A 16779-nucleotide genomic window follows, 5' to 3' on the forward strand; every position below is an offset into this window, starting at 1 on the left:
GCGGACTGGCGCAGCCGAATAGATCATACTGTGAAGTTTTGCCGCAAGCAGGCTGCCTTCAGGCAGCGGCACCCGGAGGGTGCGCGGGGCGCACGCACGCGCGGACTAGTATCGAAGGCTGCGATTCACGGCTGTGATGAACAATATATTCGTTTTTTGGTAGCTTTCCCATGAGGCTGGAAATCTACCGACAGGCATTGGCAGGTGCGCATCGCTGCGCGAGACACCCGTTCTGGTCGGGCATTGTCATCGTGGTCTGCATCTGGTGCGCGCTCGCCGGCTTGGGGCTATGGGACCGTGCGGCCGAATTGCGGCACGTGCATGCCGGCCTGGCCCGCGTGGCCGGGCTGCTTGGCGAACATGCCGAGCGTACGCTGGCCGAGGCCGACCAGATCGCGTCGCTCGTTGGTGGCGCCGTGGTGGAGCGCGGGCCCGCGCTGCCGCTGGCGCAATGGAAGCGTGGCGGCTACCTTGCCGTCGCCCCCTTTCTCGAGGTATCCGTGCTCGACCGCGCCGGCAGGCTGCGCGCATCCACCAGCACGGGCTTCGAGTCGGCGGACCTGAGCGAGCGCCAGTATTTCCGCGTGCACGAGAGCCGTGCGCTGCCGTCGCTGTATGTCGGCATGCCCATTGTCGGGCGTGTCAGCGGCCACTGGTCCATGCCATTGTCCCGAGGCATCGTGGGCGCCAGGGATGGCCGCTTCGCGGGCGTGGTGGTGGTATCGCTCGACCCCGGCTACCTGTCGCAGGTCTACGCCAAGGCGGGCCTGGGTGACTCAGGCACAGTGCTGCTGGCCGGCACCGACGACTTCGTAGTGCGTGCGCGCTGGAGCCAGGAAAGCTGCCAGCCGGGCCAGGTGCTGTTGCCCGGCTCCGCGTTGCGCGAGGCGCTGGCCGGCACGCAGGACAGCCTCATCACGGCCGTCGGCGGGTTGGATGGTGCCCGCCGCATCTACGCCATCCAACGCCTTCCCGGGCGCAATCTCGCGGTGCTGGCCAGCATCAGCAGCGATGCGGCCCTTGCCAGCTACCACGACCGCTTGCGCGCGGGGATCGCGATTGCCTGCGTGGTCACCGTGCTGGTGATGTTCTTTCAGGTCAGGCAGGTCATCGCGGTCGGCCAGCTCGCCGCGCTGGCCGACCGCGAGACCGTGGTGCGCAATATCCTGGCCGAGAAGAAGCAGCATTTGCGCGGGCTGTTTCTGGCCATGCCCGACGGTGTGGCGGTGTTTGGCCGCGACCGTGTGATCGACGAGACCAATACCGCGCTGTGCGAATTGCTGGGCGTGTCGTTGTCGCGGCTGCGCGGCGCCACGCAGCGCGAGTTTGTCCACTGGCTCTACCGTGGCCGGCGTGCGGCGCGGCAGGCCTGCCGCGCCGAGCAGCTGCTGGCGGAGCTGGACCGGGCCGAACCGGCCGGGGAGTTCGCCGGCATCGTCGAGTTCGACATGGCGGTGTCGCCCGCCTACGAGGTGCGCATCGTGCATGCGGCCAGCGGCGGCGGCCTGGTGCTGGTGCTGCGCGACGTGACGACGCAACTGCGCCATGACCGCATGAAATCCCATTTTGTCTCCGCGGCCGCGCATGAGCTCAAGGCGCCCGTGGCGGGCATTGCCGGCTATGCCGAACTGTTGAGTGCCGATGTGGTGCCGGTGGAGCGGCGCAGCGGCATTTATCATGCCATCCACGCCCGTGCCGGCCAGCTCAATGCGCTGTTGTCCGACCTGCTCGACCTGGCCCGCATCGAAGCCCGCAGCAGCGGCATGCTCGAGCGTGAACGCGTGGAGGTGGCCACGCTCGTGCGCGAGACGGTGGCGGGCGAGTTCGCCGAAGCGGGCAGGGTGCGCGTGATCGATGGCGGCGTGCCGCTGCACGTTCTGGCGGACCGCGCGCAATTGACACAGGCGATACGCAACCTGATAGAAAATGCGCTGAAGTATTCTGACGGGAAAGACGAAGTTACCGTCACGGTCGAGCCGCTGCCGCTAGAGCAGGAAAAGGTCTCGGTCAGGGTCGAGGATCGGGGTATCGGCATGACGAAGGAAGAAGCGGGCATGGCGTTCGACAATTTTTACCGGGCCAACCGGCAGGGCAATGCAACGGGGAACGGCCTGGGCCTGGCGATCGTGCGCGAGATCGTGGCGGTGCATCAGGGGCAGATCACGCTTGCCAGTGAGATCGGCAAGGGCACCGTCGTCACCCTCAGCCTGCCGGCAGCAACATGAAGCGCTGGCTGCGGGGAGAAGCGGGCAGCGTGGGGGCGCGGCGGCCCGCCTTGCTGGCGGCGTTGCTTGCCACCGGCCTGGCCCTATGGCTGGTCGTGATGCTGGCCGCGCACGATGCGCGCGAGCGCGTGGAGCGCATGTCGTCGGCGGTGCGTGACAACCTGGAACTCGCGCTGGCCGATACGCTTGACATTGCCTACCAGGACCGCGCGTTGGTGGGTGCGCCGTGCCGCGGCGTGGCGCGCCAGTTGCAGGAGCAGGGTGCCTACACCGCCTATATCCGCGATGTGGTGCTGGTGGCGCGCGGCATGCGCTATTGCTCGGCGGTGCGCGGCGAGATCGCGACCCCCCTGGGCGAACTACTGAACTGGCAGCCCGGGTTGCAGTACCTCCTTGCCAAACCCCCTCGCGGCGGCAGCATGGCGCTTGCCGTGTTCTTAGGCACCGCCCCGGGCGGCGGCGTACTTGTCTGGGTGGAGGGGCGTTACCTGGCCGACATGGTGCAGTCGGCGGGCAAGCTGGGGTTTCCCGGTATCGAGATCGAGGTGGCGGGCACACGTTTCATGCTCAACGGCGGCGTTGGCGGCGTTGGTGGCGAGTTGGGCGGCGCGGGCGAGCATGCCGGTGCCCCAGCCCTGGTGCGGCGTGATGACGCCGGGCAGGGCGCGCATGGCATTGTCGATATCCGGCCACTGACGGGACACCCGATCACCGTCATCGCGAGCGCGCCGCACAGCCTGGTGCTGAATGAGTGCCTCAAGTACATGGTGCTGCCACCGCTGGCCGCGGGCATCGCCGCGCTGGTGGTGCTGGGGCTGCATTCGCGCCGGGCGGCGCGCCGCTCCTTCGCCGCGGAGCTGCAGCGCGGGCTGCGCAACGGCGAGTTCGTGCCTTACTACCAACCGGTGGTCGATCTGGAGAGCGGGCTGTGCACGGGGCTGGAAGTGCTGGCACGTTGGGCGCACCCGCGGCGCGGCTTGCTCGAGCCGGAGCATTTCATCCAGGCCATCGAGCAACAGCATCTGGCGGTCGCGCTGACGCTGCACCTGATCCCCCGCGTGCTGCGCGATCTCGAGCCGCTGGCGTTGCCGCCCGCGTTCCATCTCGCCTTCAACGTCACCAGCGAGCACTTTGACGACGCGGGCTTCTGGGCCGAAGACTCGCCGCTATTCGCGCTGCTGCGGGCCAACGTGACCCCGGTGCTCGAAATCACGGAGCGCGATGCCGTCTCGCTGGTGGAGCACCAGCGCAGTGCGATCCAGCGTGCCAAGGCGCGCGGCATCAAGCTGGCGGTGGACGACTTCGGCACTGGCTACTGCGGGCTGGCCTACTTCAAGCAGTTCGAGGTGGACTTCCTCAAGCTCGATCGCATCTTTGTGCAGGCCGATCCTGGCGACAAGGTGAGCGGGCAGATTGTCGATGTCACCATCAACTTCGCCCATGCCCTGGATCTGGCGGTGGTGGCCGAAGGCATCGAATGCGAGGCGCAGCGCGCGTGGCTGGCGGGCAAGGGCGTGCGCCTGGGGCAGGGCTATCACTTCGCGCGCCCGCTGACGCGGGACGGGCTATGCGAGTGGCTGCCCGCGCATCTCGAGCGCGGCGTGCCGGCAGCGTTGCCTGGCGGCAGCCTGGGTGTGCCGGAGTGCGTCTGACGGTGTTTCGCCGGACCGATCTATGCGCAAATATGAAACATTCGCCCTATTTTCAATTGATAAAAATGATATAGAATTCGCGTGTAGCCTTACTTTCCCCGTCGGGCTATGCGCCTCCCTGCTGGAATCTCCTTGCCGGCCAGCGCCTCGTGTTCCTACGCGAGGCGCTCTTTTGATTTCCCTGTTGATTTTCCTGTCTCCCCTGACGCTGGGCCTCATTCGCGCCTCTATCGCAGACGCGTGGGCATTCGTCCTACAGGGCTTACAGCCGCCGCCTGACACGCAAAGCCGCCGCGACTGCCTAAGCTGATCTCAGCGCCCTCCTGTCCATGCATGTGGGAACGACGCGGGCACGGCGAGATTGCCGGCCCCGCCGCTGGAGGGCGATTCATTCCTGTACCGTCGCTAAAACTGGAGCTGACCATGAACAAGGATCAAGTGAAGGGCCGTATCGAGGAAGCCAAGGGCAAGGTGAAGGAAGTTGCCGGGAAGGTGACCGGCAGCGCCAGCACCGAGATCAAGGGCAAGGTGGAGCAGATCGCCGGCAAGACGCAGGCCGCTTATGGTGACGCCAAGGAAGACGCCAAGCGTACCCGCTAGCGCGTGAGCGCGATGGCGCAATGACGCCATGGAAAACGCCGCCGGTGCCCCGGGGTCATGCGACCCCGGGGCACCGGCGGCGTTGCTGCGTTCAGGGGCTCAGCTGAAGCACTCGCTGTAGAAGCGAGTGGCGGTGCCGACGGGACGGAACGTATACGGCAGCTCGGCAAGTGCCGCTGCGTCGAGCGAGCCGTATGGGATATCGAGGCCGAGGCCGCTGGCGTCAGTGACCGCCCGGTCTTTGCGTTGGGTGTCGTGCGTGGAATTTTGATGCGTGCTCATGTGCGTTCTCGCTGACTCTGACTGGCGTGCCACGGGGAGATGCCTCGTAGCTGGCGCTGGTGAAATGGCGATGCGTGTGGCTGCCATCGGTACGGGCCATGTTAGCTAAACGCGCCGGAAAGATAATCCGGCCCTGGCAAAATACACTGTTGCGCAATCACGTCCAATTGCGCGCTGGCCGAGGCGCCGCCAGCACGTGGCGCGGTGATCGGGCATGCACGGTGCCTTAGCCGTCCCATCCCGCATGCCTTTCCGGATTCCTTTTCCCCATCTCGATTCGCCAGCCTTATCGGTCTATATTTGGCTAGTGCGCGCGCATGCCGCGCTGCCTCGCTGCCGTGGTCGCGTGCTAGCACCGCTGCGGCACTGGCCTGCCCCGGCCCGACCGACCCATTGCAGGAGCCAGCCATGTCCCGCTTCCCGCCATTGCCGCCGTGCTTTGCCGATCGCCGCGAAGCCGGGATCTTTCTTGGACGGCACCTGGCGGAACGCGGCTTTGGCGCCGCCGCGGCTGGCGAGGCGCCACTGGTGCTGGCGCTGCCGCGCGGCGGTGTGCCGGTTGCCTTTGAGGTGGCGCGGATCCTCGAAGGCCGGCTCGATATCCTGCTGGTCCGCAAGATTGGCGCTCCCGGCTATCCGGAGCTGGCGCTGGGCGCGGTCGTGGAGGGCGACGCCGCCGGCAGTGTGCCGCTGACTGTGGCAAACGACGATCCCTGGACGCGCCGCGCGCGTGACAGCGGTGCGTTCGATGCCGAGCGCGGCCGCCAGCTCGACGAGATCGGGCGCCGGCAGCAGCGCTATCGCGGCGGTGCGCCCGTGCCGGCCATGGCCGGGCGCACTGTGATCGTGGTGGACGACGGCGTGGCAACCGGCGCCACCATGCGCGCCGCGCTGGAAGGCGTGCGCCGGGCGCAGGCAAAGCGGGTGGTGGCGGCCGTGCCGGTTGCCTCCATCGAAGGCGAGGCCAGCTTGCGCGCGTCGGCGGACGAGGTGATCTGCCTGAACGTGCCAGCCAGCTTTGGCGCCGTGGGCGCCTTCTACCTGGATTTCAGGCAGACCACGGATGAGGAAGTGATGGCCTTGCTGCGCCAGTGTGCCTGCGGGCGCCCGGCCTGAGGTTACGCGGCTGGCTGCGCTGCCGCCTGTGCGGGCGCCTTTAGCGCTGCGCCGCCAGCCTGGCCTTCAGGTGCGGCACCAGCCCGCCGGCCTGCAGCAGGGCACGCAGGAATTCGGGGATCGGCTCGCAAGCCACGCGGCTGCCATCGGGCAGCACCAGGCAAGCCTGCCCGAGTTCCAGCCTCGCCGCCCCGCCATCCACCAGGCGCGTGGCGTCGTGACAGACCAGCACCGGCAGGCCCAGATTGATCGCGTTGCGGTAGAAAAGGCCTGCAAAAGACGGCGCGATCACTGCGGCCAGGCCGAGATGGCGCAGTGCCTGTGGCGCCTGCTCGCGCGAGGAACCCACGCCAAAGTTACGACCGGCCACCAGCAGGTCGCCGGGGCGCACCGTGGCTGGAAACTCGGGGCGCAGCCCGGCCAGGCAGTGGCGGGCAATCTCTTCGACGCCGCCCTTCATATGGGTGCCGGGTGCCATCTGGTCGGTATCCACGTTGTCGCCAAAGCGCCAGATCCGGCCGCCAGGAAGGGGGGGGATGGGGGCTGGGCTCATGGCAGCAAACCGCGCGGGTCGGTGATGCTTCCGGTGACGGCGGATGCCGCCACGGTCAGCGGTGAAGCCAGCCAGACCGCGCTGCCGCTTTCGCCCATGCGGCCGGCAAAGTTGCGCGCGGTCGAGGCGATGGCGCGGCTGTCGGCAGGAAAGCGGGAAGGGCCATAGCCCGCGCACGCGTTGCACGCATTGGGCAGCAATTGCGCCCCGGCGTCCAGCAGGATGGCCAGCGTGCCCTCGCTCTCGGCCTGGCGCTGGTCGCGCAGCGAGGCGGGCGCCACCTGCAAGGTGACCCCCGGCGCCACGCGCCGGCCGCGCAGCACGCTGGCAGCCATGCGCAGGTCTTCCAGCTTGGCGCCGGTGCAGGCGCCCAGGTAGGCGATGTCCACGCGTTGGCCGGCGGCCTGGTCGACCGGGCCGGTGTTGGCTGGCGAATGCGGCGCGGCCACCTGCGGCGCCAGTGCCGCCGCGTCGAAGCGGTGGCTTGCCAGCACTGGCGCGCCGGGCTCGGTGCGCCAGTGCGAGAGCGCGATGGCGTCGAGCTTCGCGGCGGGCACGCCGGCCTGCGCCAGCCAGGCCCGCGTGGTGGCGTCGGGCGCGATCAGGCCGGTCTGTGCGCCGAGCTCGGCGCTCATGTTGGTCAGCGTCATGCGTTCCTGCATGGGCAGGGCCGTCACGGCCTCGCCGGTGTATTCGATGGCTTCATAGCGGCCGCCATCCAGTCCCAGCCGGCCGCACAGGAACAACATGATGTCCTTGGCGCAAACCCCGGCCGAGAGCTTGCCGTCCCATTGCAGGCGGATGGTATGCGGCACGCGCAACCAGATCTCGCCGGTGGCCAGCACGCCGGCCATCTCGGTCGCGCCGATGCCGAACATATACGCCCCGAACGCGCCGCCGGTGGGGCTGTGGCTATCGCCACCCACGATGAAGCGTCCCGGCAGCACGTGGCCGTGTTCGGGCAATACCAGGTGGCAGATGCCTTCGCCGTCGATGAAGTGAGGCAGGCGTGCCTCGCGGACCCAGTCGCGGGTGAAGCGCACGATCGCCTCTGCCTCGGGATCGGCTGCGGGCAGGTAGTGATCGGTCACCACCACATAGCGCTCCGGGTCCCACACTTTGGCGCCCAGTTCGCGCAGCAGCGGCGCCACCCGGCGCGGGCCACTGGAATCGTGCGACATGGCCAGGTCCACCCGGCATGTCACGATGGTGCCCGGCGTGACTCTCTCGAGACCGGCAGCCCGCGCAACCAGCTTTTGCGCCAACGTGGCCGGCGTGTGGGCGGGCCCGGCGAGTGGTCTCATTCCGGCGTGGCTCCCGAATACTTGACCACCTTGGCCCAGCGCTTGATGTCATTGCGCACGAAGGCGGCAAAGGCCTCTGGCGAATTGCCGACCGGCTGCGCGCCGTCAAGCTCCAGGCGCTTGCGCACCGCGGGCGCCTCAAGGCCCTTCCGGGCGGCCTGGTAAAGCGCCTGCAAGACGTCCGGTGGCAGGCCGGCGGGGCCGAACAGGCCGAACCAGGCGCTGGACTCGAACCCCTTGACGGTGGCGCCGATCGGCGCGACGCCAGGGAACTGCGGCAGCGGCGCCGGGCTGGTGACGCCAAGCACCTTGAGTTTCCCGCTCCTGACGTGCGGGAGCACGTTGAAGGTACTGGCGAACATCAGGTCGACCTGGCCCGAGAGCAGGTCCGTAATGGCCGGCGCGGTGCCCTTGTAGGGGATGTTGACGATGTAGGTGCCCGTCATCATCTTGAACATGTCGCCGGCCAGATGCACGGACGAACCCACCGAGCCGATCGCAAAATTCAGCTTGCCGGGCTTGCTCTTGGCCAGCTGGATCAATTCCGGGATGTTATTCGCGGGCAGGCTCGGCGTGGCAACCAGCACGCTGGGGACGGTCGCCACCAGCGTGATCGGCGAGAAATCCTGGACTGGGTCGAAGGGCAGCTTCTTGTACAGCGTGGCGTTGATGGTGTGGCTGGTGAAGCTCATCAGCAAGGTAGTGCCGTCCGGCGCGCTCTTGGCGACCAGGTCGGCGGCAATATTGCCGCCGGCACCCGGGCGGTTTTCCACCAGCACGGGCTGGTCCAGCTCCCGGGACATCTCCTGGGCGATGGTGCGCGCCAGCGTGTCCGTGGTGCCTCCGGCTGGCGCCCCCACCAGGATGCGGATGGGTTTGCGCCCGGCCACCTGGGCGCGCGCCGATGGCGCCTGCGCAAGCAAGCCAAGGCTGGCGGCGGCGTAGAGCAGCCCGCGCATTGCCTTGCGGCGCGAGGGGCGCGTGAGCGCTTGGGAGAGTGGTCGGCCCATGCGGGGAGCAGGCATCGCGGTTTCCTTCCAGGAAGATCGTGAGCGTGCAGTATCGCTTGCTTTTCTTACTCGCGCAGCCCCGTTCGTGCTTCGCTCTCCACCCACACGTTGGCGCTGTCGCCACCGGCGGGAGAGAGTTCCATGCGGTATTCGTAGCGGTCCGGACGGTATTGGCCAAGCAGGAATTGCACCGGGCGGCCAGCCTTGTCCAGCACCACGCGGCGCACCGCCAGCAGCGCACCGCCCACCGGCACGTCCAGCAACGGCGCCACCACCACGTCGGCCAGCCGGGCCGAGAGCGTCTGGCTGGCGCGCCCAAGCTTCACGCCCGCGCTCTCGAGCAGGCGCAGCATCGGCGTGATCTCGAGATCCTTGCGGTTCAGGCCGCGGCCCAGGTCGGCCGGCAAATAGGCTGTGATGTGCGACAGCGGGCGGCTGCCGTAGTGACGCACGCGCACCACCTTGACCACCGGGTCGCCCGGCTGCAGGCCAAGCGCCTCGGCGACTTCCGGCGTGGCATGCACGTCGTCGATCGAGATCACTTTGACCGAGGTCTTCTGACCCATGTCGATGATGTTGTCGAGCAGGCTGCCGGACCGGTCGCCGAGCGTGACCGGCTTGATCGGATGCGGGTTGACAAAGGTGCCAAGGCCACGGTGACGGCGCACCAGACCCTCCTGCACCAGGCGATCGAACACGCGCCGCATGGTCACGCGCGAGGCGTGAAACTGCTTGGCGAGGTCGATTTCACCGGGCAAGGGGCCTTGACCAAAACGGCCTTCCACGATCTGTTGGCGTAGTACCACGTAAATCTGGTGATACAGGGGAACGACGGCTTCACTCATGGTTTCCCTTGTGATTGGGCGACAGGTTTGAATTAGCCTTAATGTACTTTAAATCAGACATAGAGCCTAGTCATGTTGCCATATGTTGCCTATTAGTTACTTAAACGTTGCGCAGGCGTTGCGTGCGCGCACCGCATAGGCAGCATGCAGCGCAATCTCCACACAGGAAAGCCACTGTCTGGCAGGACAACGCATGCCGTGACGGACTGCAACGGCCGGGTGTCATCCGAAGGGTTGAGACCCGTAGCGAGCGACGACCAGTGCACCGGCAGCGAGGCGTGTTTCACTCGCGATACAGCGCTTGCGGCCAAGGGTTTTCCTTAGGAACCCCGCTAAAGGCCTGATAGCAGGGGATTTTCGGCGGTCCCGGGGAACGTCTGGCCATGCGGTGCGTCCAGCCGTGTCACAGCCGTGTGACATGTCGTGTGCGGTTCACAGCGGCGGCGCCCGCGCCCGTCGTCAGGAAGCTAGAGAAAGGCCGATTGGATGGCTTTGTAGCCCTTGTGTTTCAAGGGATTACGGGATTTGAGCCACTCCCTGGCACTGATTATGCGCAAGGAGAGGCTGGTTTGGCGGAATGCCGGACCTGAGCCTTTAGCCGGCGTTCTCCCCGAGTGCCGGAGCGAGGCTGAGCCGCTGTGACATCCTCCTGGGAGCTTTGTATGAAAAAGACCTTACTTGCGTCGGCGATTGCTTTAGCCCTTGGGGCTGGCGGTCAGGCCTGGGCCAATCCGACCAACACCAATGATCCGACGAAATCGGATAACACCAACACCCAGACAGCCACCGCAACGTCGACCCAGTCGGGCGGCGGCGCGTCGGCGAATGAGAATTCCACGGCAAGCCAAGACAACAGCACGCACAACTGGACCTCCAACAAGACCTCTACCAAGACTTCGACCAAGACCACCACCACCACCAAGACCAACGCCGATAACAAGGGCAAGGTCACCTTCGACGCCGGCTATGGCAACGCTGGCGCCAACAACGGCAGCACGGCCACCGCCAACTTCACCAACTCCTTCAACACTAGCAAAGCCATCGCAATCAGCAAGCTATCTGGCTCGGTGAGCGGCATCTCGATTGGCAATATCGGCAACGTTGCCACCAACAACGGCAGCGCCATGGGTGGCGCCGGCGGCAAGGGCGGCGCTGGTTATGGCGGCACCGGCAAGGGCGGCACTGGTGGCAATGGCGGCAACAGCGGCAACGGCGGCAACGGCGGCAGCGGCGGTTCGGCTACCAACGGCAGCGCCACTGCAGGCTATGCCTCCAACGGCAGCGCCAATGCAGGTGACGGCGGCAATGGCGGCAAGGCGGTTGGCTGGGGCGGCGATGGCGGTAACGCCAAGGGCAGCGGCGGCGGCGCGCTTAGCGCCAGCGTCGGCGTCGGCGGTGACGGCGGCAATGGCAAGGGCTCCGGCGGCGGCGCCCTGGGCGCGAGCCTGGCAGGCTCCGGCAAGGGCGGTAGCGCAGGTGCGGGCGGCGGCAGCGCTGGCGGCCTGAGCGCAGGCGTGGGCGGCAGCAGCGGCTCCATGTCCGGTGGTGGCGGCAATGGTGGCGGCTGGGGTGCCGGCGGCGGAGGCGGAAGCAGCTCGGCAGGCGCTGGCGGTGCCGGCTCTGGCGGCACTACCACCACTACGGCTGGTGCAGGCAGCGCGGGCGGCGGCAATGGCGGCGCGGCTACAGCCGGTGCGGCCAGCCCGACCGGCGGTGCCGGCTCTGGCAGCGGCGGCGCGGGCGGTGCAGGCAGCGGCGGCTCGTCGGTGGCCACCGGCGGAGCCGGCTCCGGCACGGGCGGCGCGGGTGGTGCTCAAACCAGCTTGGCCGGTAACGGCGGCGGCGGCGGCAGCGCGACCAATGGCGGCGCATCGACCATGGCCAGCAATGGCAGCGCAACGGCCGGCAACGGCGCGGTTGGCGCATCGTCCGGCGCCGGTGGCGCTGGCGGCGTGGGCATGGGCGGCACCGGTGGTACCGGCAATGGCGCAGTGGGTGGAGCCGGCGGCGCCGGCGGCACCAACTACGTCGATGCTGGCACCTTCAATATGTCCAACACCATGACCAGCGTTGGTCAGTCGGCAGCGGGCATCATGATCGCCAACCAAAACAGCGGCTTCGCTTCGCTGGTGCAACAAAGCGTCAACGTCCAGGCCAACCTGGCGGTCGGCAAGTAAGGCAAGTGCGTGGCGGTGGCGTGCGCAGCGGGTGGATGGCCCGCGCGCACGTCCCGCCGGCACGGCTTGACTCCGGCAACTTAGGGCATTCCGGCGCGTCGTTCGTGTACGGGATGCCCATTCGACGAAGAGTCCACTCGTCTCTTGTGTGCGCGTCAGGATGGGGATGCCATACGGAAGGCTGAAGGAGACACCAATGCGATCGGTCCGCTCCGCTGTCATCGCGATGACGACAGCAATCCTGGTTTGGCCTGGCCTGCAGGCCTACGCCGAGCCGCAGCCCGCCGGGCCATCTGCCGCAGTGCCTGCGGTCAACACCGGCACCGCCACGGAACACAGCGCGGCGGCCCCGGACCAAACGCCTCTCGCGACCGCGCGTGAGCGCGGCGTTCTCGCCGGTCTCGGCAAGCCTGTCGGCAGCGACAAACTGCAGGATATCCGCGGCGGCTCCGAGCTCGTGGTCAATGACATGCGCCTGGCCGGCACGGTGGCGGACAACAGCGCCAACCGTGTGATCAGCGGCTCCAACAGCATTGCCGAAGGGTCTTTCGCCAGCGCCGCGGGTTTGCCGACCGTGATCCAGAACACGGGTTCCAATGTGCTGATCCAGAACGCGACCATCATTAACGTCCAGTTCAAGCCATGACGTTGCGCAAGCTGCTTTTGCAGGCCGCGCTGCTGCTGGCTTCGGCCAGCGCACCGGTGGCCTGGGCCGACTATGCCGTCGTCACGGGTGATGGCGGCAACTATTACAGCGTGCGGGTGACCAGCCTCAAGGAGGCGCGGTACAAGACCACCATTCGCCAGCAATACGACTTCAGTTGCGGCTCCGCCGCCGTGGCGACACTGCTCACCTACCAGTATGGCTATCCGGTGAGCGAGCAGACGGTGTTCCAGAACATGTACGTCAACGGCGACCAAGCGAAGATCCGGCAGGAGGGCTTCTCGCTGCTGGACATGAAACGCTTCCTGGAGTCGCGCGGCTTCCTGGCCGACGGCTATGAATTGCCGCTTTCCAAGCTGGAGGAAACCCAGATCCCGGCGATCGTGCTGGTGATCGAGAACGGCTACCACCATTTCGTCGTGGTCAAGGGCGTGCATGGCAACCGCGTGCTGGTCGGAGATCCGGCGCTGGGCACGCGCGCGCTGTCGCGCGAGCACTTCGAGCAGATCTGGGACAGCCATTTGCTGTTCGTGATTCACAACCGCGAGGAATCGGCGCGGTTCAATCTCGCAGCCGACTGGCGCATCGCGCCAAGCGGCCCTTATTCGATGGGCATCAACCGGGATAGTCTGTACTTCACCGTCATGCCTTCGCATGGCGGTAGCGACTTCTAAGGAACGTACCATGTTCCAGACATCCTCAAAGCCAGCACAGCGCCGCCGCGGCGGGGCCGGTTCGGCCACCGCAGCGGTGTTGCTGGGCGCCGGCCTGGCCTGCGCCGGGCAAGCGCGGGCCGACGAAGGCACCGGGATCGAGGCGCTCGACTTGCATAGCGCGTCCGGCCCCGCCGGCCTTGCCGCAGCGCCGGCCGTGCCGGAGCAAACCGATAACCGAACCGATAACCCTTACCTGGCTGCCGCGCTCGGCAGCATGGCCGGCCGGACGCCGGCCCAGCAAGAACCCGTTGCGGCGCCCCTGGCGGACCACCCCGCCGAAGTCGCGCCGGATCCCACGACAGATAGCAGCGGCGCGCTTGAGGCCGCATCCGGGCCATCCGAGCCATCCGGCCCATCGGATACCAAGGATATCCAGGCCGCGCCACCACCGCCGGCGGCGCGGGCCGGCACGGTTGCCTGGAAGCCGGTGGCGGACAAAGACCTGCAAGACCTGCGCGGTGGCTTTGCCGCAGCCGCGCGGCCGGCCGCCGAGGCGTCCGGCGACGCCGCCATCGCGGGGCCTGACATCGCGCGCGCGCAAGCACCGGCACAGCAGGTGCACGCGGCTCGCACCACCATGGCGAGCTGGAAACCCGTGGCGCAGGAGCGCCTGGATGACCTGCGTGGCGGCTTCGACGTTGGCAGCGGGCTGCAGGTTTCGTTCGGTATCGAACGCTCCGTGCTCATCAACGGTGCCCTGGTGGTGTCAACCAGTCTTACTATTCCCGATGTGAGCCGCATCACCGCCGATCAGGCGACACGGTTGGCCGCGGCACTCGGTATAGCGACCGGCGCCGGGGCGGCGGCGGCCACGGCCGTGGGCAACGCGCTGGCTTCCAATCCCGTGACAGCCGGCACCAGCGGGGCCAACGGCAGCAGCGCAGCAGGAGGCAGCAGTAGCAGTACCGGCACCAGTGCCAGCGCCAGCGGCAGCGCGGTGACCAGCCTGCCGGCGACAGCGATCGCGGCGGCCGGTGCCGCGGTGACCACCAACGGCGTCCTGAGCCTGATACAGAACGGGCCAGGCAATAGCGCCGCGGCGAGCATGCTGGCCGGTGCGCCGGTGACGGTGATTCAGAACACGTTGAACAATCAGTCGATCCAGAACTTGGTGACCATCAACGCAGGGGTTAACACCTTGCAGGCATTCCGCGCCCAGGTGGCCAACGCGACGTTGAACAATGCACTGCTCAGTGCAGCCGGCAGGCATTGAAGACGGACGACTGGAAGCAAGTTGCGCAAAGCGAGAAGCAGTACGGGTTAAGCAGGTTGCGGACTCCTGTACAAAGTAGTCCGCCGTCCGGGGGAGGAAGGCGAAATGAAAAAAGGGTCGCTGCGAGGCATCCGGCAGGCCGGGTGTTCGACATTGCTGTTGCTGGGCGGGATGGCACAGGGCCAGACCCCGCCTGACGAAGGACCGGCCGCGGCAAAGCTGGAAGCGCTCAAGCGGGAGGTGACCGAGCAGGCCGCCACCCTGGAGCAGATGAAGCGGTCGATGGCGGAGCAGGAGGCCACCATCCGCGAGTTGCGCAGCGTGCTGGGCACTGACGTGTTGGCGAGAAAGCGCGGCGGCCAGCGCGCGCCCGGCACTGGCGGCGTGACCCCTGGCGATACCGCTACCAATGCCGCCTCCGCCGCTGCCGGCTCGGCGGGCACGCAAGGCTTGCCCAATACCAACAACCTGCCGCAAGCCAGCGACAGTTCCCCTGGCAACAACCAGAACAATGCGCAGGACAACACCCAGATGGCGCTCGCCGGCGACGAGCAGCCGGTGGGCAAACCACCCGAGGCCAACACGGCCCCTCCTGCGATCGCGCCGATCTTCGACCAGCCCGGCGTGCTGACACCCGCTGGCAAGCTGGTGGTCGAGCCAAGCTTCCAGTACGGATATTCGTCCAGCGACCGGGTGGCGCTGGTTGGCTACACCATCATCCCCGCGCTCCTGATCGGCCTGATCGATGTGCGCGAGGTCAAGACCTCCACCTACATTGAAGCCGTCGCGTTTCGCTACGGTGTCACCAAGCGCCTGGAGATCGAAGCCAAGGTGCCCTATGTGCAGAGTTCCGGCTCAACGGTCAGCCGTGAAGTCTTCACCGGCACCGCGGTCGATAACGTCTTCAATGCCAGCGGCAAGGGGCTGGGCGACGTGGAGGCGACGGTGCGCTACCAGATCAACTACGGCAACGAGAAAATGCCGTACTTCATCGGCTGGCTGCGCTACAAGTCCGCCACCGGCAAGAGCCCCTTCGATGTGGTGACCGATTGCGTGACGCGCTGCGTGGGCAATACCACCGGCACCGGCCTGCCGCTGGGGCTGCCCACGGGTACCGGCTTCCAGGCAATCCAGCCAGGCATTACGTGGTTGCTGCCGACCGACCCGGCGGTGTTCTTCGGCACCTTCAGCTATCTGCACAATTTCGCACGGGACAATGTCAGCCGTACGGTACTGAACGGGCAGCAGGAGTCGCTCGGCAAGATCGCGCCGGGCGATATCTTCGGCTTCAATTTCGGTATCGGCCTCTCGCTCAACGAGCATGCCTCGTTCAGCATCGGCTACGACCAGAGCATCATCTGGCCGACCAAGCAGAACGGCTCGACCGTGCCGGGCTCGGTGCGGGTGACGCAAGGCACCTTGCTGGTGGGCTATTCCTATCGGTTCAACAGCCGGTACACGCTGAACGTATCGGTCGGCGCCGGGCTTACCACCGATACGCCGAACCTGACGGTAACCGTGCGCTTGCCGATCACATTCTGATGCAAGGCGCGTACACGGACGGGTGGAAAACGGCGCGAGGTGACGCGTGGGCGGCATCGCTGCGATGCGCGCCTTGCGCTCCCCCCGCGACTGGCGTACAAATGAAAAAACCCGTCCCCAGGGCGGATACGGATGCACCTCCACCATCTGGCTTGGCATGGCTGCGTGAAGGCGACTCCGCATGCACACCGCTGCCGGGATAGTCCGAAACGGCCTGACGTGGCCTGAAGCGAGGAGAGAGTCATGCGCAAACGTATCTTCTGGTTGTTGCCCGATCTTGCGAGTGCTCGCCGCACCATGGACGACCTGCTGCTGGCTCGCATCGAGAACAGCCACATCCACTTTGTCGCGCGCGATGGCGCGGATATGAGCGGCTTGCACGAAGCCAACCTGTTCCAGACTTCCGATATCGTCCATGCCGCCGAGATGGGGCTGATGGTGGGAGGTGGCATCGGCATCGTGGCGGGTGCGCTGGTGGCGATGTTCCCGATCGTCAGCGAGACCCCGCAATGGGGCCTGGTTGGCGTGCTGGCGGTGCTGGGCGCGGTGTTCGGCGCCTGGGCGTCCAGCATGATCGGCTGCTCCGCGCCCAACAGCCGGCACAAGGCCTTCGAGAAGGACATCGAGGAAGGCAAGATCCTGCTGATGGTGGACGTGCCGCGTGGCCGCATCGAGGAAATCGAAGCGCTGCTGCAATCGGCCCATCCGGAAGCCCGTTTCGCCGGGATGGATCCCGCCGTTCCCGCCTTTCCCTGAGTTCTACCTTGCGCTTGCCCTCACGGGCAGGACTGCACCCGTTGTCACGCCGAGGCTCGGCGGCCTGAGGGCCGCCTGCCCCGGCGGGCCAGCGCCCGATATTTCCCCAGCCGAGCCCTCCCTC

General features: G+C 67.0%; 15 protein-coding genes. 10 read left to right on the forward strand and 5 right to left on the reverse strand.

Annotated features, from left to right (window positions below; all coding sequences use genetic code 11):
• Positions 1 to 170 precede the first annotated feature (170 nt).
• The 3 genes from A9975_RS22545 (at position 171) to A9975_RS22555 (ending at position 4477) form a co-directional block, all read left to right on the forward strand.
• A complete protein-coding gene (locus tag A9975_RS22545) occupies positions 171 to 2225 on the forward strand; it encodes an ATP-binding protein (protein WP_255503375.1) in 2055 nt (684 codons plus the stop codon).
• Complete coding sequence (locus tag A9975_RS22550) at positions 2222 to 3877, forward strand: EAL domain-containing protein (RefSeq protein WP_255503376.1); 1656 nt, start codon at positions 2222 to 2224, stop codon at positions 3875 to 3877. The genes A9975_RS22545 and A9975_RS22550 overlap by 4 nt, the downstream gene beginning before the upstream one ends.
• A gap of 423 nt (positions 3878 to 4300) precedes the next feature.
• Positions 4301 to 4477, forward strand: a complete 177-nt coding sequence (locus A9975_RS22555) for a CsbD family protein (RefSeq protein WP_183034749.1) — start codon at positions 4301 to 4303, stop codon at positions 4475 to 4477.
• Positions 4478 to 4576: 99 nt separating this feature from the next.
• Here the strand turns inward: A9975_RS22555 and A9975_RS22560 are convergent, their stop codons facing one another.
• A complete protein-coding gene (locus A9975_RS22560; protein WP_183034750.1) occupies positions 4577 to 4759 on the reverse strand; it encodes a hypothetical protein in 183 nt (60 codons plus the stop codon).
• A gap of 408 nt (positions 4760 to 5167) precedes the next feature.
• On the opposite strand from A9975_RS22560, the gene A9975_RS22565 reads away from it, so the two are divergent.
• Positions 5168 to 5875 carry a phosphoribosyltransferase gene (locus A9975_RS22565; RefSeq protein ID WP_183034751.1) on the forward strand — a complete coding sequence of 236 codons (708 nt, stop codon included), beginning with the start codon at positions 5168 to 5170 and terminating at the stop codon, positions 5873 to 5875.
• A 40-nt stretch (positions 5876 to 5915) separates the two neighbouring features.
• Here the strand turns inward: A9975_RS22565 and A9975_RS22570 are convergent, their stop codons facing one another.
• From A9975_RS22570 to A9975_RS22585, 4 genes are read right to left on the reverse strand one after another with little or no spacing between them, the layout of a single operon-like run.
• The gene (locus A9975_RS22570; protein ID WP_183034752.1) at positions 5916 to 6428 is read right to left on the reverse strand and encodes a 3-isopropylmalate dehydratase; all 513 of its coding nucleotides are present in this window, start codon (positions 6426 to 6428) and stop codon (positions 5916 to 5918) included.
• On the reverse strand, positions 6425 to 7732 hold the full coding sequence (locus A9975_RS22575; RefSeq protein WP_174426171.1) for a 3-isopropylmalate dehydratase large subunit: 1308 nt from the start codon (positions 7730 to 7732) through the stop codon (positions 6425 to 6427). The genes A9975_RS22570 and A9975_RS22575 overlap by 4 nt, the downstream gene beginning before the upstream one ends.
• Positions 7729 to 8757 carry a tripartite tricarboxylate transporter substrate binding protein gene (locus tag A9975_RS22580; protein WP_370565254.1) on the reverse strand — a complete coding sequence of 343 codons (1029 nt, stop codon included), beginning with the start codon at positions 8755 to 8757 and terminating at the stop codon, positions 7729 to 7731. The genes A9975_RS22575 and A9975_RS22580 overlap by 4 nt, the downstream gene beginning before the upstream one ends.
• Positions 8758 to 8807: 50 nt before the next feature.
• A complete protein-coding gene (locus A9975_RS22585; RefSeq protein ID WP_183034753.1) occupies positions 8808 to 9587 on the reverse strand; it encodes a GntR family transcriptional regulator in 780 nt (259 codons plus the stop codon).
• Between the two features lie 662 nt (positions 9588 to 10249).
• Here A9975_RS22585 and A9975_RS22590 point away from each other — a divergent pair.
• The 6 genes from A9975_RS22590 to A9975_RS22615 all read left to right on the forward strand — a co-directional run bounded on the left by A9975_RS22590 (position 10250) and on the right by A9975_RS22615 (position 16655).
• Positions 10250 to 11764: a hypothetical protein gene (locus tag A9975_RS22590; RefSeq protein WP_183034754.1), complete on the forward strand. Its 1515-nt coding sequence runs from the start codon at positions 10250 to 10252 to the stop codon at positions 11762 to 11764.
• Positions 11765 to 11960: 196 nt separating this feature from the next.
• A complete protein-coding gene (locus tag A9975_RS22595) occupies positions 11961 to 12410 on the forward strand; it encodes a hypothetical protein (protein ID WP_183034755.1) in 450 nt (149 codons plus the stop codon).
• Positions 12407 to 13102: a C39 family peptidase gene (locus A9975_RS22600; protein ID WP_183034756.1), complete on the forward strand. Its 696-nt coding sequence runs from the start codon at positions 12407 to 12409 to the stop codon at positions 13100 to 13102. Before A9975_RS22595 ends, A9975_RS22600 begins: the two co-directional genes overlap by 4 nt.
• 10 nt (positions 13103 to 13112) lie before the next feature.
• Positions 13113 to 14357, forward strand: a complete 1245-nt coding sequence (locus A9975_RS22605; protein ID WP_183034757.1) for a hypothetical protein — start codon at positions 13113 to 13115, stop codon at positions 14355 to 14357.
• Positions 14358 to 14462: 105 nt separating this feature from the next.
• Positions 14463 to 15899, forward strand: coding sequence for an acetate kinase (locus tag A9975_RS22610; protein ID WP_183034758.1), 1437 nt, complete (start codon positions 14463 to 14465; stop codon positions 15897 to 15899).
• 243 nt (positions 15900 to 16142) lie between these two features.
• Positions 16143 to 16655 carry a DUF1269 domain-containing protein gene (locus tag A9975_RS22615; RefSeq protein WP_183034759.1) on the forward strand — a complete coding sequence of 171 codons (513 nt, stop codon included), beginning with the start codon at positions 16143 to 16145 and terminating at the stop codon, positions 16653 to 16655.
• The last annotated feature ends 124 nt before the right edge of the window (positions 16656 to 16779 follow it).

Origin of the sequence: Cupriavidus sp. UME77, assembly GCF_014170355.1 — a bacterium.
Classification (GTDB): domain Bacteria; phylum Pseudomonadota; class Gammaproteobacteria; order Burkholderiales; family Burkholderiaceae; genus Cupriavidus; species Cupriavidus basilensis.